Origin of the sequence: Thermoflexus sp. (assembly GCF_040289485.1) — a bacterium.
Classification (GTDB): domain Bacteria; phylum Chloroflexota; class Anaerolineae; order Thermoflexales; family Thermoflexaceae; genus Thermoflexus.
The window spans coordinates 21,944-42,950 of sequence record NZ_PSLG01000010.1 but is presented as its reverse complement, the minus strand read 5'-3'; the positions used below and the strand labels follow the sequence as shown (position 1 = coordinate 42,950).

At 68.9% G+C, this 21,007-nt stretch carries 19 protein-coding genes and 1 pseudogene; 2 read left to right on the top strand and 18 right to left on the bottom strand.

Going from position 1 to position 21,007, the window contains the following annotated elements; all coding sequences use genetic code 11:
* Nucleotides 1-92: 92 nt before the first annotated feature.
* Entirely contained in the window at nt 93-1,382 is a 1,290-nt protein-coding gene (locus C4313_RS03160) for a hypothetical protein (protein ID WP_352428425.1), read from the bottom strand.
* Nucleotides 1,379-2,554, bottom strand: coding sequence for a glycosyltransferase family 87 protein (locus tag C4313_RS03155; RefSeq protein WP_352428424.1), 1,176 nt, complete (start codon nt 2,552-2,554; stop codon nt 1,379-1,381). Before C4313_RS03155 ends, C4313_RS03160 begins: the two co-directional genes overlap by 4 nt.
* 161 nt (nt 2,555-2,715) lie before the next feature.
* Between C4313_RS03155 and ppdK the strand changes: the two genes are divergently transcribed.
* The gene (gene ppdK / locus C4313_RS03150) at nt 2,716-5,664 is read left to right on the top strand and encodes a pyruvate, phosphate dikinase (protein WP_352428423.1); all 2,949 of its coding nucleotides are present in this window, start codon (nt 2,716-2,718) and stop codon (nt 5,662-5,664) included.
* A 58-nt stretch (nt 5,665-5,722) separates the two neighbouring features.
* Here ppdK and radC read toward each other — a convergent pair whose 3' ends face one another.
* The 14 genes from radC to C4313_RS03080 form a co-directional block, all read right to left on the bottom strand.
* Nucleotides 5,723-6,433 carry a RadC family protein gene (gene radC / locus C4313_RS03145; protein WP_352428422.1) on the bottom strand — a complete coding sequence of 237 codons (711 nt, stop codon included), beginning with the start codon at nt 6,431-6,433 and terminating at the stop codon, nt 5,723-5,725.
* A gap of 75 nt (nt 6,434-6,508) precedes the next feature.
* A complete protein-coding gene (locus C4313_RS03140; protein ID WP_352428421.1) occupies nt 6,509-7,600 on the bottom strand; it encodes a pyridoxal-phosphate dependent enzyme in 1,092 nt (363 codons plus the stop codon).
* Between the two features lie 10 nt (nt 7,601-7,610).
* On the bottom strand, nt 7,611-8,297 hold the full coding sequence (locus C4313_RS03135; RefSeq protein ID WP_352428420.1) for a PIG-L deacetylase family protein: 687 nt from the start codon (nt 8,295-8,297) through the stop codon (nt 7,611-7,613).
* A gap of 17 nt (nt 8,298-8,314) precedes the next feature.
* Nucleotides 8,315-8,719, bottom strand: coding sequence for a TY-Chap domain-containing protein (locus C4313_RS03130; RefSeq protein ID WP_352428419.1), 405 nt, complete (start codon nt 8,717-8,719; stop codon nt 8,315-8,317).
* Nucleotides 8,720-8,792: 73 nt separating this feature from the next.
* Entirely contained in the window at nt 8,793-9,278 is a 486-nt protein-coding gene (locus C4313_RS03125) for a peroxiredoxin family protein (protein ID WP_352428418.1), read from the bottom strand.
* A gap of 41 nt (nt 9,279-9,319) precedes the next feature.
* A complete protein-coding gene (locus tag C4313_RS03120) occupies nt 9,320-10,729 on the bottom strand; it encodes an FAD-binding oxidoreductase (RefSeq protein ID WP_352428417.1) in 1,410 nt (469 codons plus the stop codon).
* A gap of 54 nt (nt 10,730-10,783) precedes the next feature.
* Nucleotides 10,784-11,710 carry a proline dehydrogenase family protein gene (locus C4313_RS03115; protein ID WP_352428416.1) on the bottom strand — a complete coding sequence of 309 codons (927 nt, stop codon included), beginning with the start codon at nt 11,708-11,710 and terminating at the stop codon, nt 10,784-10,786.
* Nucleotides 11,711-11,748: 38 nt separating this feature from the next.
* The gene (gene mrdA, locus C4313_RS03110; protein WP_352428415.1) at nt 11,749-13,713 is read right to left on the bottom strand and encodes a penicillin-binding protein 2; all 1,965 of its coding nucleotides are present in this window, start codon (nt 13,711-13,713) and stop codon (nt 11,749-11,751) included.
* A 92-nt stretch (nt 13,714-13,805) separates the two neighbouring features.
* The gene (gene mreD / locus C4313_RS03105) at nt 13,806-14,315 is read right to left on the bottom strand and encodes a rod shape-determining protein MreD (RefSeq protein ID WP_352428414.1); all 510 of its coding nucleotides are present in this window, start codon (nt 14,313-14,315) and stop codon (nt 13,806-13,808) included.
* A gap of 11 nt (nt 14,316-14,326) precedes the next feature.
* Entirely contained in the window at nt 14,327-15,154 is an 828-nt protein-coding gene (gene mreC, locus C4313_RS03100) for a rod shape-determining protein MreC (RefSeq protein WP_352428413.1), read from the bottom strand.
* 25 nt (nt 15,155-15,179) lie between these two features.
* Complete coding sequence (locus C4313_RS03095) at nt 15,180-16,274, bottom strand: rod shape-determining protein (protein ID WP_352428412.1); 1,095 nt, start codon at nt 16,272-16,274, stop codon at nt 15,180-15,182.
* Nucleotides 16,275-16,363: 89 nt separating this feature from the next.
* Complete coding sequence (ybeY, locus tag C4313_RS03090; protein WP_352428411.1) at nt 16,364-16,831, bottom strand: rRNA maturation RNase YbeY; 468 nt, start codon at nt 16,829-16,831, stop codon at nt 16,364-16,366.
* Nucleotides 16,828-18,900 carry an HD family phosphohydrolase gene (locus tag C4313_RS03085; RefSeq protein ID WP_352428410.1) on the bottom strand — a complete coding sequence of 691 codons (2,073 nt, stop codon included), beginning with the start codon at nt 18,898-18,900 and terminating at the stop codon, nt 16,828-16,830. Before C4313_RS03085 ends, ybeY begins: the two co-directional genes overlap by 4 nt.
* Nucleotides 18,901-19,143: 243 nt before the next feature.
* Nucleotides 19,144-19,893, bottom strand: coding sequence for a sulfite exporter TauE/SafE family protein (locus C4313_RS03080; protein WP_352428409.1), 750 nt, complete (start codon nt 19,891-19,893; stop codon nt 19,144-19,146).
* Between the two features lie 214 nt (nt 19,894-20,107).
* Here C4313_RS03080 and C4313_RS03075 point away from each other — a divergent pair, with 214 nt between their 5' ends.
* Nucleotides 20,108-20,419, top strand: a complete 312-nt coding sequence (locus C4313_RS03075) for a hypothetical protein (RefSeq protein ID WP_352428408.1) — start codon at nt 20,108-20,110, stop codon at nt 20,417-20,419.
* Here the strand turns inward: C4313_RS03075 and C4313_RS03070 are convergent.
* Together C4313_RS03070 and C4313_RS03065 are read right to left on the bottom strand one after the other, a co-directional pair.
* Complete coding sequence (locus C4313_RS03070; protein WP_352428407.1) at nt 20,386-20,745, bottom strand: DUF488 domain-containing protein; 360 nt, start codon at nt 20,743-20,745, stop codon at nt 20,386-20,388. The genes C4313_RS03075 and C4313_RS03070 overlap by 34 nt on opposite strands.
* A 63-nt stretch (nt 20,746-20,808) precedes the next feature.
* Nucleotides 20,809-21,007: pseudogene (locus C4313_RS03065) on the bottom strand (DUF4149 domain-containing protein); the annotation flags it as partial.

The window sequence follows — 21,007 nt, the reverse complement described above, 5'->3', positions numbered from 1 at the left end:
AATGGGGGTCTGGAGGGCGGGGAAGGCCTCGCGGATCTGCCCCACCCATTCCGGCGTTGCCATGGATGTTCCCCCGTTGTCTTCCCGCTTTTTCAGGGCAGCGTCCGCGCCAGGGCCTGGAGGAGGCGTCCCAGTTCCCTGCCCAGCCGCCCGAGGAAGACGAATTGCCCTAGCCACAGCCGGTCCAGAGGGACGGGTCCCATGCGCGGCACGTCCTGCAGCCCGTAGCGCGCCAGCAAGAGGAGGTTCCAGAAGATGGCGCCGACGCCGAGCCCGAGCACTGGCCCTTTCCCCCAGCGCCGCTCCCACGCGGCATACAGGGCGGCTAGCCCCACGCCGAAGGCCGGGAAAAGCCCGGTCAGCAGCCGCGGTCCGAAGGCCGCCGCGCCGGACCACGCGCTCCAGGCGCCGACCAGGGCCACCTGGGCCAGGATCTGGGCCCCCATCCGGGCGGCCCAGCCCGGCCGGTGGGGGGCGAGATGGCGGACCAGCCCCCACAGGGCGAAGGCCGATATCGGCGTCCAGAGAAACAGCCCGCGGTCCGTGGAGAACAAGACGTCCAGGAGGTGGGGCGAGCGCCAATCGAAGGACCCTGCCCCGACGCGGGCGTAGGGGTTGAGGACCAGCCACGACCCGAAGACCACCCGCCACGCGACCATCTGGGGCAGGAAGCCCAGCAGCCCCCCGAAACCCAGCCCCAGCAGCCGCCGCAGTCCCTCCGGCGGTCGACGCCAGGTGTGCCTCAGATCTTCCAGCGCGGCCCACACCAGCCACGTGGCGTTCTGGTAGCGGACGCAGGCCGCCAAACCTCCGATGGCCCCCAGGCGGAAGCGGGCCCACCCATCCCAGCGCCCCGTCCCCAACCACGTCCGAAGGAAGAGGGCGTTGACGAAGAAATCGACCGCATGGGCCATGAACGGATGGGCCGACATGTAGAAAATCAACGGCGAGGCCAGCCCGACGCTCAGCGCCGCCCACAAGGCCAGCGGCGGCGGGGCGACGGCCTCCGCCAGGCGGAAGGCCAGCCACAGGCCGATCCCTGCGTAAACGGCGGAGCCCAACCCCGTCAGGACCTGGTAGGGTGCACTGAAGCCATCGACACCCACCGGAGCCCCCAACGCCCGGGCGAGGCGTGCCAGCCCGTGGGCGGTCAGGAAGAAAGGGGACCACAGCAACGCGGGGCCCACCGGCCACTCGTTCAACCGGTAGCCGGTGGGGGAGATCCCGCGCGCGGAGAGCACCCCGTAATGGGCGAAGGTCGCGCTGGCGTCCAGGTCCCCCTGGATCACCGCCGCCCGCAACCACGCGTAATACGCCACGGGATCCATGCCGCGGATCTCAGGCCGGAAGAGGGCCAAGAGGATCCCGATCCAGACCGTCACGAGGATGCCGGCGGCGCGACGGTTCCAGGGACCCTTTCCCCCATGAGTTGCACCCACAGCAGCAGCCCTCCCAGCGTCGCTAGATCCAAAAGCGGCGTGAAGCCCACCCGCAGACGCCACAGACCGCTCCACAGCGCCATGCCGCTGTAGGCAGCCAGAAGCCCCCAACGGCCCGTCGGCCCGCAACGGGCCCGGACGGCCAGGGGGATGGCAGCGATCGTGAAATGGTGATACCAGGTCCCCGGGTTGGCCAGCAAGGCGGCCATCAGCCACCCTCCGGCTACCCGATCCGACCAGGGACCGGTCCCGGGCCGTCCGCTGCGGATCAGGGTGACGAGGACCAGCCCGAGGGCCAGCCCCATCCCGACCCCTTGGGCGAGGTCTGGCCGGTCAGCGATGGAGAACCCATAGGGGTGGTGGGTCAGCCAGCGGGCGGCCAACCCCGGCAGGCTCTGCGCCGGCGGGTAGGCGATGGCGCCCGTCCGGGCGGGGAGCCCCATGAACCCCAGCGCCGCCGGCCCGAAGGCCAAGAGCGAGAGCCCCAGGGCCAGCCCGGCCTCGCCCAGGGTCGCTCCCAGTGCCCGCCAGCGGCCCCGCCAGAGCAGATAGGCGGCCAGCCCGACTCCGATCGGCTTCACCATCATGCTGATCCCCAGCAGGCTCCCTCCCACCCCTTCCCGTCCCCTCCGGAGGGCCCAGAAGGCCCCGGCCAGCAGCGCGGTCGCCAGGGGGTTCACCTGTCCGGCGTAGAGGCTGACGAAAAACGGTGGGAACAGCCCGACGGCGAGCCGGATCCCGGCCCGCCCCTGGGGCGTCCGGGCGGATCCCGCGAGGACTTCTGCCGTCGCCCATGCCCCCAGGGCCTGCAGCAGCACCCAGGCCCGCCGCCCGCGGTCCGGCAGATCCACCAGCGGCTGGACCAACAGGGCTGTCAGTGGCGGATACCGATAGGGCAAGGTATAGCGGGAGAAGCCCAGGCGGGCCGCCGCCCGCGTGTAGTCCTCTGCCGTCCAGCGGTAAACGTTCTCCCCACGGCGGAAGCCATCCGCCGTCATGAGATAGACTGGGTAATCCACCGGCGAGGGGCCGGCGGCCATGACACCGGCCGCCGCCGCGTAGGCCGCCAGCAGGATCGCGCGGCTGAGGAGCTCAAGGCCCTTTCCCCCCATCATTGCCCATGTTCCCTCTCCTGTCCCCTCGATAGCGGCCGGGCGGCCCCCGGCCCAAGCGCTTTTTCCCTTGTCAACCTCCTTCTCTCCGCAGTAAGATAAGCCTGTGAAGATCCATCCACAAGCGGGATCGCGGCCCGTTCGCCGGAAGGGAGGTGCGTGCGATGAAGAAGTGGGTCTATCTCTTCGAAGAGGGTTGCCAGGAGATCCTGGCGGAGCGCCGGCGGGACCTCCTGGGCGGGAAAGGGGCCGGTCTGGCCGAGATGGCGGGGGCGGGTCTTCCCGTGCCGCCTGGCTTTACCATCACCACCGAGGCGTGCAACGCCTACTTCGCCGCCGGCCGGCGGTTCCCCGAGGGGCTGTGGGAGCAGGTCCTGGAGGCTCTCCATCGGGTGGAGGAGAAGGTGGGCCGCCGCTTTGGAGATCCCGACAATCCCCTCCTGGTCTCCGTCCGCTCCGGCGCCAAGTTCTCCATGCCCGGCATGATGGACACCGTCCTCAACGTCGGCCTCACCGACGAGACGGTCCGGGGCCTCATCGCCCAGACCGGCGATGAGCGTTTCGCCTACGATGCCTACCGCCGTCTCATCCAGATGTTCGGCCGCATCGTCAAGGGCGTTCCCGGCGAGAAGTTCGAGCACATCCTGGACCGCTACAAGGCGAGGACAAAGGGCAAGCAGGACACCGATCTCACCGCCCCCATGCTCCAGGAGATTGTGGAGGAGTTCAAGTCCCTCTACCGCCGCGAATTGGAGGAGGAGTTCCCCCAGGATCCTCTGGAGCAGCTCCGCCAGGCCATCCGTGCCGTCTTCGACTCCTGGTTCGGAAAGCGGGCGGTGGATTACCGCAACTTCTACAAGATCCCCCATGACCTGGGCACCGCCTGCAACGTCCAGACCATGGTCTTCGGCAACATGGGCTTCGATTCGGCCACCGGCGTGGCCTTCACCCGTAACCCTGCCACCGGGGAGAAGGAGCTCTACGGCGAGTACCTCCCCAACGCCCAGGGCGAGGACGTGGTGGCCGGCATCCGCACCCCCCTCAAGATCACCCGCAAGGCCTCCCAGGAGTGGGCCCGGGAGCACGGGATCTCCGAGGAGGAGCGCCGGCAGCGCTATCCCAGCCTTGAGGAGCTGATGCCGGAGACCTACCGGCAGTTCCTGGAGATGGCTGCGCTGCTGGAGCGACACTACCGGGATGTCCAGGATCTGGAGTTCACCATCGAGCGTGGCCGCTTGTGGATGCTCCAGACCCGCACCGCCAAGCGCACGGCCAAGGCTGCGGTCAAGATCGCCGTGGACATGGTCCACGAGGGCCTCATCACCAAGGAAGAGGCGGTGATGCGGGTGGAGCCTGAGCAGATCAATCAGTTGCTCCTGCCGCGCTTCGATGAAAAGGCCAAGGAGCGGGCCCGGGAGAGGGGGGATCTGCTGGCCCGCGGCCTCAACGCCTCGCCCGGCGCGGCGACAGGCCATGCCGTCTTCGACGCCGACACGGCGGAGGCCTGGGGGCGGGACGGGCGGCCGGTGATCTTGGTCCGCCCTGAGACCACCCCCGACGACGTCCACGGCATGATCGCCGCTCGCGGCATCCTCACCCAGCGCGGCGGGGCCACCTCCCATGCGGCGGTGGTGGCCCGGGGCCTGGGCAAGCCGGCGGTGGTTGGCTGCGAGGCCCTGCAGATCGATCTGGAGCGCAAGCAGTTCTCGGTCAACGGCCGGGTGATCCGTGAGGGCGACTTCATCTCCATCGACGGCAGCACCGGCGAGGTGTTTGCCGGCCAGATCCCCACCCTCGATCCCAACCTGGCCGAGGAGCGGGAGCTGGCGGAGCTGCTCTCGTGGGCCGATGAGTTCCGCCGTCTCCAGGTCTGGGCCAACGCCGACTACCCGCGGGACGCCCGCAAGGCCCGGGAGTTCGGCGCGGAGGGCATCGGCCTCGCCCGCACGGAGCATATGTTCTTCGAGGCGGACCGCCTGCCCTATGTGCGCCAGATGATCCTGAACGCCCCCGAGGCCCAGCGGGTGCTGGATCAGCACCGGGCGGCCCTGCAGGCCCTCCAGGCCCGTCCGGAGGATCCCAAGGCCCAGAAGGCGCTGAAGGAGGCTGAACGGGCGGTTCGGACCTCCAAGGCCCTCAAGGCCTACCGCAAGGCCCTCGACCGGCTGCTGCCGGTCCAGCGCAAAGATTTCGAGGGCCTCTTTGAGGCCATGGACGGCCTGCCGGTGATCATCCGCCTCATCGACCCGCCCATGCATGAGTTCCTCCCGCGTTACGAGGAGCTGTTGGCCGAGGTCATGGCCCTCCGGACCCGGCTGGAGGAGCGCCGCAAGATCAAGGGGTATCGCCCACGCAAGGGGGAGAAGTCCCTGAAGGAACTGGAGGCGGAGTTGGCGGAGAAGGAGGCCCTGTTGCGGGCTGTCAACGCCCTGCGGGAGATGAACCCCATGCTTGGCCTGCGGGGCATTCGCCTGGGCATCCTCTATCCGGACATCATCCGGCTGCAGGTCCGGGCCATCTTCGAGGCGGCCTGCAATGTGAAGCGGCGGGGCATCACCCCCAAGCCCGAGATCATGGTCCCCCTCAGCGCGGATGTGCGGGAGCTCCAGATCGTTCGGGAGATCGTGGACGAGGTGGCCCGCGAAGTGATGGCGCGGGAGGGTCTCTCTATCGATTATAAGTTCGGGACCATGATCGAGGTCCCGCGGGCGGCCCTGCTGGCCGGGGAACTGGCCCAGGTGGTGGAGTTCTTCTCCTTCGGCACCAACGACCTGACCCAGACGGTCTGGGCCATCAGCCGGGACGACGCCGAGGGCAAGTTCCTGTTGCGCTATCTCGAAGAGAAGATCCTCCCTGAGAACCCCTTCCAGGTCCTGGACCGCAAGGGTGTGGGGCGGATCATGCGGATCGCTGTTGAGGAGGGGCGGCGGACGCGGCCGGACCTGGAGGTGGGGATCTGTGGCGAGCACGGTGGGGATCCGGCGTCCATCGCGTTTTGCCATGAGATCGGCCTGAACTATGTCAGCGCCTCGCCGTATCGTGTGCCTGTGGCCCGGCTGGCTGCCGCCCAGGCTGCCCTGAAGGAGCGCGCTGCCCGTATTGAGACCCGCTGAGCAGGTTCCTTCTCGCGTATGGTCGGGGGGCATCCCCTCCGGATGCCCCCCGTTTGGGTCATCGGCCCTCGAAGGCCATCCCCCGTTCCCGGAGGCTGACGTAGGTTCCCCGCCCGATGATGAGGTGGTCCAGCACGGCGATCCCCAGCAGCCGCCCAGCTGCTACCAGATCTCGCGTGAGTCCGATGTCCTCTGCGGATGGCGTGGGATCCCCGGAGGGATGGTTGTGGGCCACGATGAGGGCCACGGCGTTGCGCCGCACGGCTTCCCGAAAGATCTCTGCCGGCCGCACCATGGCGGTGTTCACGTTGCCCACGTAGATCGTGGGGATGGCCATCACCCGTTGGCGGGTGTCCAGCAGGATCACCCGCACGGTCTCCTGCTCCAGATCCCCCATGTCGGCCAGCAACAGGTAGGCGTCCTGGGCCGAGAGGACCTGGGGCCGTTCCTCCGGGGTGGCGGCGGCGAGGCGGCGCCCCAGTTCGATGGCTGCCTGGAGCTGGGCGGCTTTGGCCAACCCTACCCCGGGAAAGCGGGCCAGTTCATGGGCCGAGGTCCGGGCCAAGCCGGGCAGGCCTCCGCAGGCCTGCAGCACCCGTTGGGCCAGTTGAAGGGCGTTCTCCCCGCGCCGGCCGGTTCGCAGCAGGATGGCCAGCAGCTCTGCTGTGGAGAGGGCGCCTGGCCCCAGCCGGAGCAGTCGCTCCCGCGGGCGCTCGGCCTCTGGGAGATCTTTCAGCGTGATCCATCGGGACAGCGATGGCTCGTCCATCCCTGGCGCCTGTGAAGGATGTTCCATGGAAAATGATAACCGGTTGGTAGGTCAGTGCGAGGACGGGGACGAGGGTCAGACGGGTGGGCTCTTCAGCCCGCTTCCGGTCAGCATCACCACCGCGGCGCGGTCTTCCGGCCGCAGGGCCTGCTTCCAGGCGGCCATGGCTAGGGCGCCGGTGGGTTCGACGAAGAGGCCGGTTCGGGCCAGTTGATCTTGGGCGGCGCGGATTTCTTCTTCCGAGACGGCCAGGAGGGCACCGCCGGTGGCCCGGACGGCGGCCAGGATCTCCCGGCCGCGTGGAGGGGCAGCGATGCGGACACCTTCGGCGATGGTCTCCCCCTCCGGGACGGGCTCCGGGTCCTTCTGCCCGGCGGCGAAGGCCCGGGCCAGGGGGGCACAGGCGGCGGCCTGAACGCCGTAGAGCCGCGGCGGGCGTTCGATATAGCCGGCGGCCAGCAGGGCTTCGAAGCCCAGGTAGAGACCCAAGAAGAGCATCCCGTGACCCAGGGGGACAAGGATGGCGTCGGGGGCGCGGCCCAGTTGTTCCCAGATCTCCCAGGCTGCGGCGGCTAGCCCGAGCAGGATGAAAGGGTTGTAGACGTGGCTGGCATAGATCCCGCCGGTCTGCAGTGCTTCCTCCATGGCTTGGGTGGCGGCCTGCCGCGGCCCAGAGACCTCGATCAGGTGCGCGCCCATTCGGCGGATTTGGGCCTTCTTGGCGGGCGATGCGTGGGCAGGGACGAAGAGCGTAGCCCTCAGGCCGGCCCGGGCGGCGTAGGCGGCTAGGGAGGCTCCGGCGTTGCCGGAGGAGTTGTCCATCACCTCGCGGACGCCGAGGGCACAGAGGGCGGCCAGACCGGTGGCGGTCCCCCGGTCCTTGTAAGAGCCGGTCGGCGTGAGATAGTCCAGTTTCGCCCAGAGGCGGCCGTCGACATGGGGGAGAGGGATCAATGGGGTCCAGCCCTCCCCTAGGGTCAGGGGCTCGCCGGGCAGCGGCCACAGGTCGGCGTAGCGCCAGATCCCCGGTCGGTGGGGCCGGATGGCGTGGTGGTCGAAGGGGAGCGGTCGGAGGGGTTCCCACGGCCCCCCGCAGGTGCCGCAGTGCCACTGGTGTGGGTCGTAGGCAGCGGTCTGATGGCAGCGGGCACAGCGAACGGTAAGCATAGGGGCTCTCTCATTCCAAGACGATGCGGCGGAAGCCCTCGGCCAGGATCTCCCGGCCGTCGATGGAGTGGCGCAGCCGCTCCCGCAGGCGCTGTTCCAGGGCAGCGAAATCTCGGATCTGGCTGGCGTGACAGCGGAGGGCGGCGAGCTTCCGGTCGAAGGTGTCGGTGATGTCCACCCAGTGGTTGGCGTGCTCGGTGGTGGCGAGGTAGACCTCCTGGACACGGTGGGGTTCCAGGCCCTCGCGAAGCAGCTCGGGGAAGTAGAGTGGGTTCCCGGCGGCGGGGAAGATGGCATCCAGCGTGGCCAGTCCGATGGCGCGGTGGTCGTTGTGGTTAATGTAGCGGTCACCTCGGATTAGGGTTTGTGGGTCCATGGTCACCACGATCTCAGGGCGGTAACGGCGGATCACCCGCACAATGTCTCGGCGGAGGGAGAGGTTGGGCTCCAGGGTGCCGTCGAGGTAGTTCAGGAAGAGAACTTCGCGGACGCCCAGGATGGCTGCGGCGGCGTGCTGCTCGGCCTCTCGGATGGCGGCCAGGCGCTCTGGATGCATTGTGGGATCGTCGCTCCCTTTGTCCCCGCGGGTGGCCAAGCAATAGATCACCTCGTGCCCTTCCTGGGTCCAGCGGGCGATGGTGCCTCCGGCGGCGAACTCGGGGTCGTCCGGATGGGCCATCATCACTAGGATGCGCATGATGGTCTCACCTCCCTTCATGTCGTTTTTCGGAGGACACCCTCCGTTCGCACCGTGTAGTTTGGCGGACAGAGGAAGATCTCTAGAAAGATGCGCTCGATCTCTTCCGCGATGGCTTCCGGGTTCTCCCCGGTGAAGGATTTGCTGGGGTTGGTCTCCCGAAGTTGGGTGGGGACGTGCCAGCCCATGGCGCGTAGGCGCTCCTGCATCGCGGGGGACAGGGGACGGGCCTTGCGGTGGGGTCCCCAATCCCCGCTGCACACCTCGCCGCGGAGCCCGCTGACTGTCCGTTCAAATTGGACATAGGCCAGGGGTCGCCCGGGGATCTCGAAGACGAGGGCGCTCCCCGGCGGGGCTTGGATCAGGCTCTGGAGTTGTTCTCGGAAGAGTTGCTTGCGTTGTTCGGGCGTGTTGGCTTTCATGGCGGAAACAGATTCTTCGCGCGAGGGATGCTGAAGCGGTCGCGCCTCACCGAGGCGCCAGGTGGGCAGAGACTCAGCCCGGCCGGAAGGCAGGGTCCCTGTCCTGGGTGATGGGGATTGGTTCTTGGCCCAGGTGGCGGGCGATCTGTTGTGAGAGGAACTCCAGATCTTCCCGGACGAAACCGACGCTGATTTTCTGGATGATCCCGTGTGGGTCGATCAGGAACCAGGTAGGCACGTGGGTGAGCCGATAGGCCGTGCTGCTTTGGAAGGCGTAATCGATGGCGATGGGGAAGGAGAGTCCCAAGGATTGGCGGAGGGTCTGGGTGGTTTCGGGGTCGTCCTGGCTGACTCCCAGCAACCGCCAGTTTTCGGAGGCATAGGCTTGATAAAGGCGCTCCAGACAAGGCAGGATGAGCCGTGAGGTGGTGCACTCGGCCTTGAAGAAGGCCAGCACTGTCGGTTTCATGGGGGTGGCGGGGGCTTCGATTCGGGTTTCCCCCTCAGGGGTGGCCATCACCAGGATAGGCGCTGGATCGCCAGGCCTTAGCGTGGTCATGGGCATTCCCTTCCCAGCTGGGGTTCTCCAGAGAAATTAAATTACACCCATCCGCGGGGCAGTGGCAATTTTTTCCCGGGGTTCATGATCCCCTTGGGGTCGAAGAGGAATTTCACCGCCAGGAGTTTCTCTAGTGTGGTGGCTGGGAAGGCCTGGAAGAGGAAGTCTCGCTTGAGCAGGCCGATCCCGTGTTCCCCGGAGAGGACCCCGCCTAGGTTGAGGGCGGTTTCGAAGATCTGGGCGGCTGCGTTGGCGATGCGGGTCATGGCTTCCGGATCCCGGCGGTCGCAAAGTAGTGTGGGATGGAGGTTCCCGTCCCCGATATGCCCGTAGATCAGGATAGGGACTTCGGTTTTGTGGGAGATCTGTTGGATCTGGCGGATCATTTCAGGGATCCGGGAACGGGGGACGGTGATGTCCTCGCTGAATTTATAGGGGGCCATTCGGCCGATGGCGGGGGAAATGTTGCGGCGAGCCTCCCAAAGGATCTCCGCCTCCTCGGCGTTGTTGGCTATGCGAACCAGACGGCCGCCATGGGCCGCCATGGACGCTTGCATCCGGGCCAGGGCCTCCCGGACCGCCGTTGCCTCCCCGTCTGCCGCCACCAGCAGCAGCGCCTCCGCCGTCACCGGCAGCCCGCACGGCCGGAACGCCTCCACCGCCCGCATCACCCCCCGGTCCATCAATTCGATCATCAGCGGCAGAACCCCTGCCCCCAGCAGGGCCACCACCGCCTCTCCCGCGGCCTCCAGCCGGTCAAAGGCGACCGCCATCGCCCCCAGCGCCGGCGGCCGCGGCAACAGCCGCACCGTCACCTCGGTGATCACCCCCAGCGTCCCCTCCGAGCCGATGAACAACTGCTTGAGATCGTAGGCCGACACATCCTTCATCACCCGTCCCCCCAGCCGCAGCACCTCCCCGCCCGGAAGCACCACCTCCAACCCCAGCACATAATCCCGCGTCACCCCATACTTCAAACACCGCGGCCCCCCCGCGTTGGTCGCCACATTCCCTCCTATCGTCGACATGTAAAGCGAGGCGGGGTCCGGCGGATAGAACAGCCCCCAGGCCTCCACCGCCCGCTGGAGATCATAGGTGATCACCCCAGGCTGGACCACCGCCACCCCATCGGCCGGATCGATGGCTAGGATCCGGTTCATCCGCACCAGGTTCAGGCAGATCCCCCCGCCCACTGGCACGGAACCGCCCGCCAACCCTGTCCCCCCACCCCGGGGGACCACCGGGACCGTGAGGTCCTGCGCCACCCGGAGGACGAAGGCGACATCGGCCGTCGATTCGGCATGCACCACCACGTCGGGCCACCCCTCCGTCCACGTGGCATCATAGCTGTAAACCGCCCGATCCGCCGGCGTCGCCGTCACCTGGTCCGGCCGCAACCCCGCCCGCAGTCGGGCTACCAACCCCTCCCGATCCACCGACCGCCCACCCATCTCCCCCACCTCGAATCCCTTCCAAGCGCAAGGCATGATGTCTATGCGAATTGGTCAGCGGAATAGGTTCCGGAGCACGAACCACAGGTTGGCTGGACGCTCCCCCAGCCGCCGCATAAAGTACGGATACCACTCTGTTCCATAGGGCACGTACACCCGCACCCGATACCCTTCCCCCGCCAGCCGCACCTGAAGATCCCGTCGGATCCCATACAGCATCTGAAACTCGAAAGCCTCCCGAGGCACCCCCCACTCCACCACCCGACGCAGCGCATGCCGGATGATCCGCTCATCATGGGTGGCGATGGCCACATAGGCCCCTCGCCTCCGCGCCTCCGCCGACAACAACCGCTCCATCAGCCGCACATAGTTCGCGTCCACATCCCGCTTCCGCGGATAGGCGATCTGCGGTGGCTCCCGATAGGCTCCCTTGCACAGCCGGATCCGCGCCATCCCCTCCTCGATCAGCCGCTCCACATCTTCCGCGCTCCGATACAAATAGGCCTGGATCGCCACCCGCGTGTTGGGATGATCCCGCGCCACCCGCCGATACAGCGCCAGCGTCCGCTCTGTATACGCGCTCCCCTCCATGTCGATCTCCACCACCGTCCCCACCGCCGCCGCCCGCTCTACCACCCGCCGCAGGTTCCGCTCGCAGACCGCATCGCCCACATCCAACCCCAAATGGGTCAACTTGACCGCTAGATGAGGTCGAAGCCCCAACGCCGCCAGCCGGTCCAGGGCCAGCAGATAATCCTCCGTCGCCCGCTGGGCGTCCTGCAGGCTCTCCACGTTCTCCCCTAAGTGATCCAGGATGCCGAGGATCCCCGCGGCCTCCAGTTCCTGGATCGCCCGGATGCCATCCTCCAAGCGCTCCCCCGCGACGAACCGCGCGGCCGCCCGCGCCACAAAATCCCAACGCATCACCCGTTCTTTCAGCGTCCGGTTCCGGGAGAGCGAGACAAAGAGCGCGCGCAGCATGAGGTCCCCTCCCCTCAGGTGCCGCTCCAGGTCGGCCCTCACCGCCGGAAATAGGCCTCCAGGATCTGCCGGGCCACCGGCGCCGCGCTCTGGGACCCCTCCCCGCCGTTCCAGATGAACACCAGAACCGTCACCTCGGGCGCCTCCGCCGGCGCGAAGGCCACGAACCACGCATGGGATGGCAGCCGCCGCCCCCGACACAACCCCATCCGGAAAGCCAGTTCGTCACAGAACTCCGCCGTCCCCGTCTTGCCGGCGACCCGGAGCCCTGGGATCCGGGCCCGCACGGCGGTCCCCCGCTCCACCGCCGCCACCATCCCCTCCCGCACCACCGCCAGATGCTCCGGCGCCACCGGCAACCGCCCGAGGACCTCCGGCTGAAAAGGCCGCAACCCTTGGCCGTCCGCGTCGGCGATCTCCCGCACCAGCGTCGGCCGATAGAGGATGCCCCCGTTGGCGATGGCGCTGATGGCGTTGAGCAACTGCAGCGGCGTCACCAGCAGATACCCCTGCCCGATCCCCAGGTTGTAGGTGTCCCCCGTGGACCAGGTCTCGCCCAGGGCCCGCCGCTTCCATTCCGGATCCGGCACCTGCCCCGCCGCCTCCCCCGGCAGCTCCACCCCCGTCGGCCGGCCCAGCCCGAAGGCCTTCATATACGGCACCAGCCGCCCGATCCCCAACCCCTCGAAGGCCGGCTCCCCGGGCACGTCATAGCCCCCGGCCACCTTGTAGAAAAACACGTTGCAGGAGTTGGCCAGGGCGTCCACCACGTTCTGCCAGCCGTGGCCGGTGCGCAGCCAGCAGAAGAAGCGCTGTGCCAGGCCGGGGTCGTTGGGGTAATACCGGTTGGGGACGATGATCTCCCCCGGGTCGAACAACTGCGTCCGCGGGGTGATCACCCCCTCCTGGAGCGCCGCCGCGGCCACCAGCGGCTTGAAGGCCGAGCCCGGGGCGAACTGCGAAGCCACCGCATGGTTCAGCAACGGCCTGAAGGGATCCTCCAGCAAACGGGGGTAGGCCTGGGGGAGATCCGGGCTGACGAAGAGATTGTTGTCGTATTCCGGGAGGCTGACCATGGCCAGGATCTCCCCCGTGGTCGGCCGCATCACCAGCGCTACCCCCCGGCGGGTGACCTCCCGCCCGGCGATCCGGTTCAGCGTCTCCAGTTGGGCCGCCAGGGCCCCCCGGGCCGCCGCCTGCAGGTCCAGATCCAGGGTGAGGGTGATCCGCGCCCCGGGCCGCGGCGGGATCTCCCCCAGGACCCGGATGGTCCGCCCCCGCGCGTCCTCCTCCACATACCGGACACCCTTGGCGCCCCGCAGCCACTCCTCCAGCGCGTATTCCAGCCCGGCGCGGCCCACCAGATCCACTGCCGGGTCGTATCCCGCCGCCTGATAGCGGGATGCCTCTTCCGCCGGGATGCGGCCGATGAACCCCACCACATGGGCTGTCAAGGGGCCGGTCGGATACTGCCGTCGCAGGACCGGCGCGACCTGCACGCCCGGCAGACGCTCGCCCTCCTCCAGCAACCGGAAGGCCACCTCCCGGTCCACCGGCTCCTTCAGCACCAGCGGGCGGAACGGCGCCTCCCGTCGGGCCGCCTCCACCCGCTCCCGGATCCCTGAGGCCCCCTCTCCGCCCGCCGAGGCGCCGCCCCCTTCCACCGGCAGCCCCAGCCAGCGGCCCAGGATCCGGTAGATTGCCTCCCGCTGCGCGGGGTCGGCGGGGAGGTCGCCGGGCACCACTTCCACCCGAAAGACGGGGTCGTTGCGCACCAGCGGGCGCCCCTGACGGTCCAGGAGCAACCCCCGGGGGGCCTCCAACGGGATGGACCGGAGACGGTTGCGCTCCCCCAGGACGCGGTAGCGGGGGCTTTCCAGGATCTGCAGCCGGTAGAGACGATAGCCCATCCCCAGGAACGCCAGGAGCACGAACAGGCCCCAGAGGATCAGGCGCCAACGCGGGGATGGACGCGGCGGCGGGGGGGGACGGAACACCGCCACGCTGTCCAGCGCTTCCGGCTCTGGCCTCGCTGGGTAAGATGCAGACATGGTCGGGACCTCGATGGCCGGGATCCCCGCCCGCGAACGTCCGCTTACCCCGACCACCAGACCGGGCGGTCCGGGGGGGGTCGCAACGCCCGCAGGGCCGGATACAGCACCAGCATCGCCAGCCCGTTCCACAGGGCCCCGGGGAGGATGATCTGCCCCAGGGCCCCTCGCAGGTCCACAGGATATTGTAAAACCGCCAGCAGGATCCCCCGAATCCCCTCGGCCAAGGCCGTCCCGGCCATCGCTGCCAGCGCGGGCATGGCCAGCCGACCCCGGAAGACCGGTCGGCTGAGTCCGTGGGCCAGCCCGGCCACCCCCAGCAGGGCCAGGACGCTCCCGCCGAAGGGACCGCCGGAGAACAGATCCAGCAGCACCCCGCCGCCGAAGGCCCACCACACCCCTTCCTCCAGCGGCCCCAAGAAGGCCATTGCCGCCACCACCAGCAGCACCAGGTTGGGGCGCCCGGGGTCCGGGAAGAACAGCGGCACCCACGCGGTCTGGAGCAGGGCTGCCACCGTCAGGATCCCTAGCGCCCGCCACGGCAGCCGACGCATCCGCCCTCCGCTCAAGGGGTTTCCGGCGTCTCCATCCCGGGAAACCCGGTAAGGACCAGCACCGCCGTCAGCCGCCGGGGGTCCACCGCGGGGCGCACCAGGGCCTGCCGGAAGGGCTCGGAGACCGGGAGGACCTGGGCTACCCGGCCGATGACGAGGGCCCGCGGGATCTGTCCGCCGACCCCAGAGGTAAGCACCACATCATCCGGCACGATGGCCTCCTCAGGGGCGACCAAATCCAATAAGAGGAAACCGTCCGGCCGGCCGACCACCACCCCCATGGCCCGGGTCCCCTGCAGGAGGGCCCCTACCATGCTCCCCGCATCCGTCAGGAGCCGCACACGGGAACGGGTGTGCTCCGCCGCGGCGATGCGCCCCACCAGGACGGCCCCCCGGGTGACCACCGGCATCCCCTCGCGGACGCCCTGTCGAGTCCCCACATCCAGGATCAGGGCACGAAGATAAGGATCCGTCTCGTAGCCGATGACCCGGGCGGCCACGAAGGTGCGCTGGGGGTTCTCCCGGACGAGGCCGAGCAATCCCTTGAGTTCCGCGTTCTCGGCGGCCAGTTCCTGCAGCCGTAGGTTCTCCGTCTCCAGCGCCTCCACCTGGGCCCGCAGGCGCTGCACTTCCCCCTGGAGGTCCCGCACCTCTCGCAGGAATTCGATCCCCTCCACCGCACGGCGCCCCAGGTCGGCAACCAGGCGCTGGATCGGGGTGAGGGGCACGGTCAGGATGGCTTCGAGCGGCTGTAGCCATCCCAATTCATGGAGGAAGAGCAACGCGATGGTGAGGCCGAGGACCAGCCAGAGGGATCCTCCCCGCCCACCCGGGCGCATGGCTCCTTCCCCGACGCCATGGACCCTATCGGCCGATGGGCTGGCCGATGCGCACCGGCGAACGGGCCGGCCGGCCGCGGTCCAGCGTGGTCAGCACGCGGTGCCAGGTGTCCAGGTCCTCCAGGACGCGGGCCGCCCCCATCGCCACGGCGGTCACCGGCTCTGGCGGCACCCAGCAACGGATGCGGGTCTCCTCGGTGAGGCGCTGGGCCAGCCCCTTCAACTGCGCGCCGCCTCCCACCAGGGCGATGCCAGTCTCCATAATGTCGGCAATGAGTTCGGGTGGGGTCTCGTCCAGGACGGAGCGCACGGTCTCCACGATGATGGAGACGGGATCCCGCAGGGCCTCCCGGATCTCGATGCTGGAGACCTCCACAGCGTCCGGGAGCCCGGTGACCAGGTTGCGCCCGCGCACCACCATGGTGCGCTCCTCGGGCAACGGATAGGCCGAGCCGATCTCGATCTTCACCCGCTCGGCCATCCGCTCGCCGATCAGCAGGTTGTAGCGCTGGCGCATGTAGTTGATGATGCTCTCGTCCATCTCGTCGCCGGCCACCCGCACGGAACGGCCCACCACGATCCCCCCCAGGGAGAAGACGGCCACCTCCGTGGTGCCGCCGCCGATGTCCACCACCATGCTGCCGCGGGCCTCGCCCACCGGGAGGCCGATGCCGATGGCCGCCGCCAGCGGCTCCTCGATCAGAAAGGCGGCCCGGGCGCCGGCCGCCAAACACGCATCATGGACGGCGCGCCGTTCCACCTCGGTGACCCCACTGGGGATGCCGACCACCACCCGGGGCCGCGGGATCGGGACCGGGACCTGCTGGTGGGCCTTGCGGATGAACTCCCCGATCATCTCCCGGGTGACCTCGAACTCAGAGATCACTCCATCCCGGAGCGGCCGGATGGCCACGATGTGGGCAGGGGTGCGGCCCACCATCTCCTTGGCGGCCTCCCCCACCGCCAGCACCTGCCGGCTGCGCCGGTCGATGGCCACCCACGAGGGCTCGTGGATCACAATCCCCTTGCCCCGCACGCACACCAAGGTGGTGGCCGTTCCTAGATCGATGCCGATGTCCAGGGAAAACAGCCCGAACAGCGCGTCAATCGGATTCCACACCGATCCGCTGCTCCCCAACCAAAGATGGAAGGACCAACGGGTCCGGCTGGATTATAGGGAGCCCCCTCGATTCCAGCAACCGGCCCGGCTTATGGGGGCGGGGCCACGGCAGCGAAGCCGAGGCGGGAAAGGAGGGCCCGCTGGACTGTCCACATGCGGCGGCGGGCACGCGGGGTGTGGTGGTCGTAGCCCAACAGGTGCAGCACGCCGTGGACGGCCAACAGAGCCAGTTCCCCCTCCAGCGGGTGGCCCTCCCGCCGGGCCTGTCGGGCTGCGTAGGGGAAGGCGATCACGACATCCCCTAGGTAACGGACGCCCGGGGCGGCCTCGTGGGCGGCCGGGAAAGCCAGGACATCCGTCGGCCAGTCGAGGCCCCGGTAGGTCCGGTTCAGGCGGCGGACCGTCTCGTCATCGGCTAGGACCACCGTGAGGGCCGCCTTCCCTTCCAGCCCGTGGGCCCGCAACGCCTCGCGGGCGGCCCGTCGGAGGGCGGCCAGGCGGCCGGGGGCCTGGAAGGCCCGAGGAGCACGCACCGAGATCCACGCAGGCGGGCTCATGGCCGGGGGATCTCCGGATACGCCAGGCGCGGGTGGAACATCCCCTGGAAGACCTGCAGGAAGGCCGCGCGGATCTCCTGCAGGTCCCGCATGGTCAACGGCGCCTCATCGAGTTGGCCGGACTGGATGCGGTCCTGGAACACCCGATCGAGGATCCGCTCCAGTTCCTGGGGGTCCTTCGGCCGGGCCGCCCGGACGGCCGCCTCGCAGCCGTCGGCCAACATCACGATGGCGGTCTCTTTGCTTTGCGGACGGGGGCCTTTATAGCAGAAGGCCGCCCGCTCCACCTGCGAAGGGTCCTCGGCCTCCTGCAGAGCCCGGTGGTAAGGGATGGCGACGCAGAGGGTGCCGTGGTGTTCCTGGATGAAGGCCCGCACCCGGCGGGGCAGGCGATGCCGACGCGCCAGCGCCAGGCCGTCCTCCACGTGGCGCATGATCGCCTGGGCGCTGGCGCGGGGATCCATCTGCTCGTGGGGGTTGTCCCCGTCGATCTGGTTCTCCACGAAGAGGTCGGGCCGGACCATCTTGCCGATGTCGTGGTAGAGGGCCCCGACCCGAGCCAGGAGAGGATCGGCCCCGATGCGCAGGGCCGCCTGCTCCGCCAGGTTGGCCACCATCAGCGTGTGATGGTAGGTCCCCGGGGCGCGGAGCATCAGTTGATGGAGCAGCGGGTGGGTCGGCCGGGCCAGTTCCAGGAGATGCAATGGGGTGGTGACGTCGAAGAGCGCCCCGAGGATCACAAACCCCGCCAGGGTGACGGTGACGGAGAGAACACCTGAGAGCAAGCCCATCCCAAGGACGACCGCCCCCTCCACCAGGCGGAGGGCACCGGCCTCCGCCATCGCGGCCATGCCGATGAGGCCGGTGATGAGGCCCGCCGCCAGCCCGGCCCGGAGCAGGGCCTGGAACCGCTCCAGTCGGTGGAGCAGCACCACCGTGGCCCAGTTGGCGAGGAGGGCCGCCGCCAGAACCGCCGGGGTCCGGTCGGCGATCAGGCCGAACCACACCGACCCGATGGCGGTGAGGAGGAGCGCCGGGACCGTCCCGACGCCGGCGGCCATCAGCATCCCCAGGCCGGCGGTGGGGTAGGCCCAGACCCATCCGGGGGCGAAGACCACCAGGAGGCGGGCGCCCAGGGTGAAGAGGCTATAGAGAGACAAGAGGGCCACCAGGCGACGGGGTCGCTCATGGATCTCCGGAATCACCCGGAAAAGGACCAACAAGAACACCCCGACACCCAGGGCGGCTACCGTGCCCCGGGCCAGCGGCAGATGGCGCGCCGCGGCGGAGGGGATCAAGCCGTATTGCTGGAGGGCCTCCAGGGTCAGGGCGTCCAGGACATCCCCCTGGCGGACGATGGCCTCGCCGGCCCGGATCCGACGGATCCGGGGAGGGATGGCCTCCCGAGCCTGGCGGCGGGCGGCCTCCGTCGCCTCCAGATCCAGGAAACTGTTGGGAAGGATGAGGGGAGCCACCAGGGCCGCCACCAGTTCCGCCTCCTCCTCCGTGAGGCGGGCGCTGACCCGATGAGGCAACTGCCGGATCACCCCGGGCCGGTCCTCCTCCCGGATGGGCTCCCGCATCACCTGGTCCAGAAGGCCCAGGGCCTCGCTGGCGACCCGGCCCCAGCGTTCCGCGTCCAAGGTCAGCAGGCGCTGGCGCTGCTCCGGGGATAGGGCCCTCAACTCCGACATGGCCTCCAAGCGCCGGACCCGCTCCTCCAGAGGGAGCGCCTCCTGGCGGATCCGACCGATGGCCTCCACCGTGCGGCGCAGAGCGTCGACCTGCTTCCGGGCGATGCGGGGGTCTGGAGCCGTGTAGATCGGGGCGACCTGGGCGGCGGCGGCCTCCCGGGCCTGTTCGGTGAGGACGGCGCTGACATAGCTCCGTTCATAGGGGGCGAAGAGGGTCTGGGGGGCCACCTGACCCACCTGCCATGCCTGGGCGCTGTCCTCCGCCACCGGCCAGGAGACCAAGCCGACGATCAGGACCGCCATGGCCGCCGTCCAAGCGGCGAGACCGGCCGCCCGCAGCAGCCGCAACCCCTTCGCGATGGGGGGCTTACGCATCGATGTTCCCTGTCCCCTTCGTCCTTCGGCGCCTGGGAGGTCGTGGAAGGCCGTTGTGGGCTCCAGGTCTTTCGATTTTACTCACTTTTCTCCAACTTGCCAGATGGCGGGGAGCGAGGTTCATGCCCGGCGCCCTCGATGATGCCACAGATCCCCGTCCTCCCGGACGCGGCGAAGCCGGCCTGGCGGCGCATCTGAAGGTCAAACCCCGCCCGGCCCGGCGACGTCCCCTGGCGGGGATCCCTAATGGAAGAAGGAGCGGAAGGCCACCAGGAACCCGATGGCCACCACGGCGCGGCGCACCCAGACGCGGTCCACCCGCTGGGCGAGGGTTGAGGCGGTGTAACCACCGGCCAGCGCCCCCAAGGCCATCCACAGCGCATCGCCCCAGAGCACCGCGCGGGATCCGATGAAATACAAGGCGGCGATCCCGTTGATGGTGAAAGCCAAGATGTTCTTCAGGGCGTTCATCTGATGGATGTCCTCCAAGCCCATCAACTCGAGGGCGGCCAGCATCAGGATCCCGATGCCGGCCCCGAAATATCCGCCGTAGAAGCCCACCAACAACTGGAAGAACGCGAGGGCCGCCCACCGCCATACGGAGAAGGGACCGAGGGGCCGGGGCCGCACGCGCTGCAGGCGGGGGCCGACCATGAGAAGCACGGTGGCGAACAGCAACAGATATGGGATGATCCCGCGGAAGATCCGCTCCGGCGTATGGAGCAACACCCAGGAGCCCAGGAACCCCCCGATCAGGGAAGGCCAGAAGAGGACCAGCAGCCAGCGGCGGGCCCGGCCGAGTTCCCGGCGGAACCCGAAGGCGCCGGCGATGGAGCCCGGCAGCAGGGCGACGGTGTTGGTGGCGTTGGCCAGGATCGGAGGACGGCCGATCCAGAGCAGGGCCGGGAAAGAGACCAGGGTCCCGCCCCCCGCGATGGCGTTCATGCCGCCGGCCAGGAACGCCGCCAGGAAAACCACAAGCCCATCGTGCATCCCCTGCCCTCCCCACGGGGTTCCAAAGCATGGGGCAACCGGCCGGTCAACCCCATCTGGGCCTTCGCCCGGAAACGGGTTCCATATATAGCCCGGCCAGCCGGGGCCCCGCAAATCGCGAACGAAAGCGGCGCCCCGGAACCCCCGGGCAGAATCCCGATGAAATGGCGCCCGCTGGATCGATCCGGCTGCCACGAGGAGGCGGACAAAGACGGTGAACCGCCAGGATGGGTCGCTGGGCCCTCTCATCCCTCGGCACGCCGTGCGCGCCCTCGAGGGGATCTGCACACCCTCCCCGTTCCTGGAATCGACGCTTTGGACCGGCGCAACCCTCTGGATGCGCCGGCTCGATCGCCGCGCGGGGCTGGAGGCAGGGGAGATGCTGGCCATCGGCCTCCTGGGAACCCTCTACTTCCAGGTGGATAGCCTGCTGCTGGCGTATCTGCGGGGTCTCAAGGAAGTGGGGCGATACCGCCCTCGAGGCGCTCCCCCTCAAGACCCGGCGGAGCGCTGCCTCTCCAGGTAATCCCGCAGGGCCACCGCATTGTTGTGCGCCGTGTCCCGCGCGCTGAAGAGCAGCGTGACGTTGCCCCGGCGGGCGGCCTCCAACAACGGACGCACAGCCTCCGGACGGGCGTCCAGTTCCTGGAAGTAGCGGCGGCGGAACTCCTCCCACTTCGCTGGGTCGTGGCCGAACCACCGCCGTAGGCCATCACTGGGGGCGACCTCCCGGAGCCATCCGTCGAGGGCGAGGGCCTCCTTCTTCACCCCCCGCGGCCACAGCCGCTCCACCAGGAACCGCTGCCCGTCGTCTGGATCGGGCGGATCGTAGACCCGCTTGACTCGGATCATGGCCCCCTCCGCTCCGCGAAATGAAATGGAGAGCGCCAGTCGGCTGCCCCCTCGCCGCCCGTGTCACGGCCAACCTCGAACCAGCACGATGGCGAAGAACAGCGCCCCCAGGCTGGCCAGCACCGTCAAACGGGCCAACACGGACGCGCGCGCCCGCCATCGGCGGGCCTCCCCATCCCCTGGGTCCGCCGCCATCGCCTGGGTGGCCCGCGGGCCGGCCCAGAAATCGTGCAAGGCGTTAAAGAGGAAGATCAGCGCCACA

Coding starts and splice junctions, on each gene's coding strand:
- C4313_RS03140 (WP_352428421.1), bottom strand. CDS start 7,600: ATGCTTACCGTTCGCTGTGCCCGCTGCCATCAGACCGCTGCCTACGAC.
- C4313_RS03070 (WP_352428407.1), bottom strand. CDS start 20,745: ATGATCCGAGTCAAGCGGGTCTACGATCCGCCCGATCCAGACGACGGG.
- C4313_RS03130 (WP_352428419.1), bottom strand. CDS start 8,719: ATGAAAGCCAACACGCCCGAACAACGCAAGCAACTCTTCCGAGAACAA.
- C4313_RS03120 (WP_352428417.1), bottom strand. CDS start 10,729: ATGGGTGGGCGGTCGGTGGATCGGGAGGGGTTGGTAGCCCGACTGCGG.
- ppdK (WP_352428423.1), top strand. CDS start 2,716: ATGAAGAAGTGGGTCTATCTCTTCGAAGAGGGTTGCCAGGAGATCCTG.
- mreD (WP_352428414.1), bottom strand. CDS start 14,315: ATGCGTCGGCTGCCGTGGCGGGCGCTAGGGATCCTGACGGTGGCAGCC.
- C4313_RS03085 (WP_352428410.1), bottom strand. CDS start 18,900: ATGCGTAAGCCCCCCATCGCGAAGGGGTTGCGGCTGCTGCGGGCGGCC.
- ybeY (WP_352428411.1), bottom strand. CDS start 16,831: ATGAGCCCGCCTGCGTGGATCTCGGTGCGTGCTCCTCGGGCCTTCCAG.
- C4313_RS03125 (WP_352428418.1), bottom strand. CDS start 9,278: ATGACCACGCTAAGGCCTGGCGATCCAGCGCCTATCCTGGTGATGGCC.
- C4313_RS03135 (WP_352428420.1), bottom strand. CDS start 8,297: ATGCGCATCCTAGTGATGATGGCCCATCCGGACGACCCCGAGTTCGCC.
- C4313_RS03115 (WP_352428416.1), bottom strand. CDS start 11,710: ATGCTGCGCGCGCTCTTTGTCTCGCTCTCCCGGAACCGGACGCTGAAA.
- radC (WP_352428422.1), bottom strand. CDS start 6,433: ATGGACGAGCCATCGCTGTCCCGATGGATCACGCTGAAAGATCTCCCA.
- C4313_RS03080 (WP_352428409.1), bottom strand. CDS start 19,893: ATGCACGATGGGCTTGTGGTTTTCCTGGCGGCGTTCCTGGCCGGCGGC.
- C4313_RS03155 (WP_352428424.1), bottom strand. CDS start 2,554: ATGATGGGGGGAAAGGGCCTTGAGCTCCTCAGCCGCGCGATCCTGCTG.
- mreC (WP_352428413.1), bottom strand. CDS start 15,154: ATGCGCCCGGGTGGGCGGGGAGGATCCCTCTGGCTGGTCCTCGGCCTC.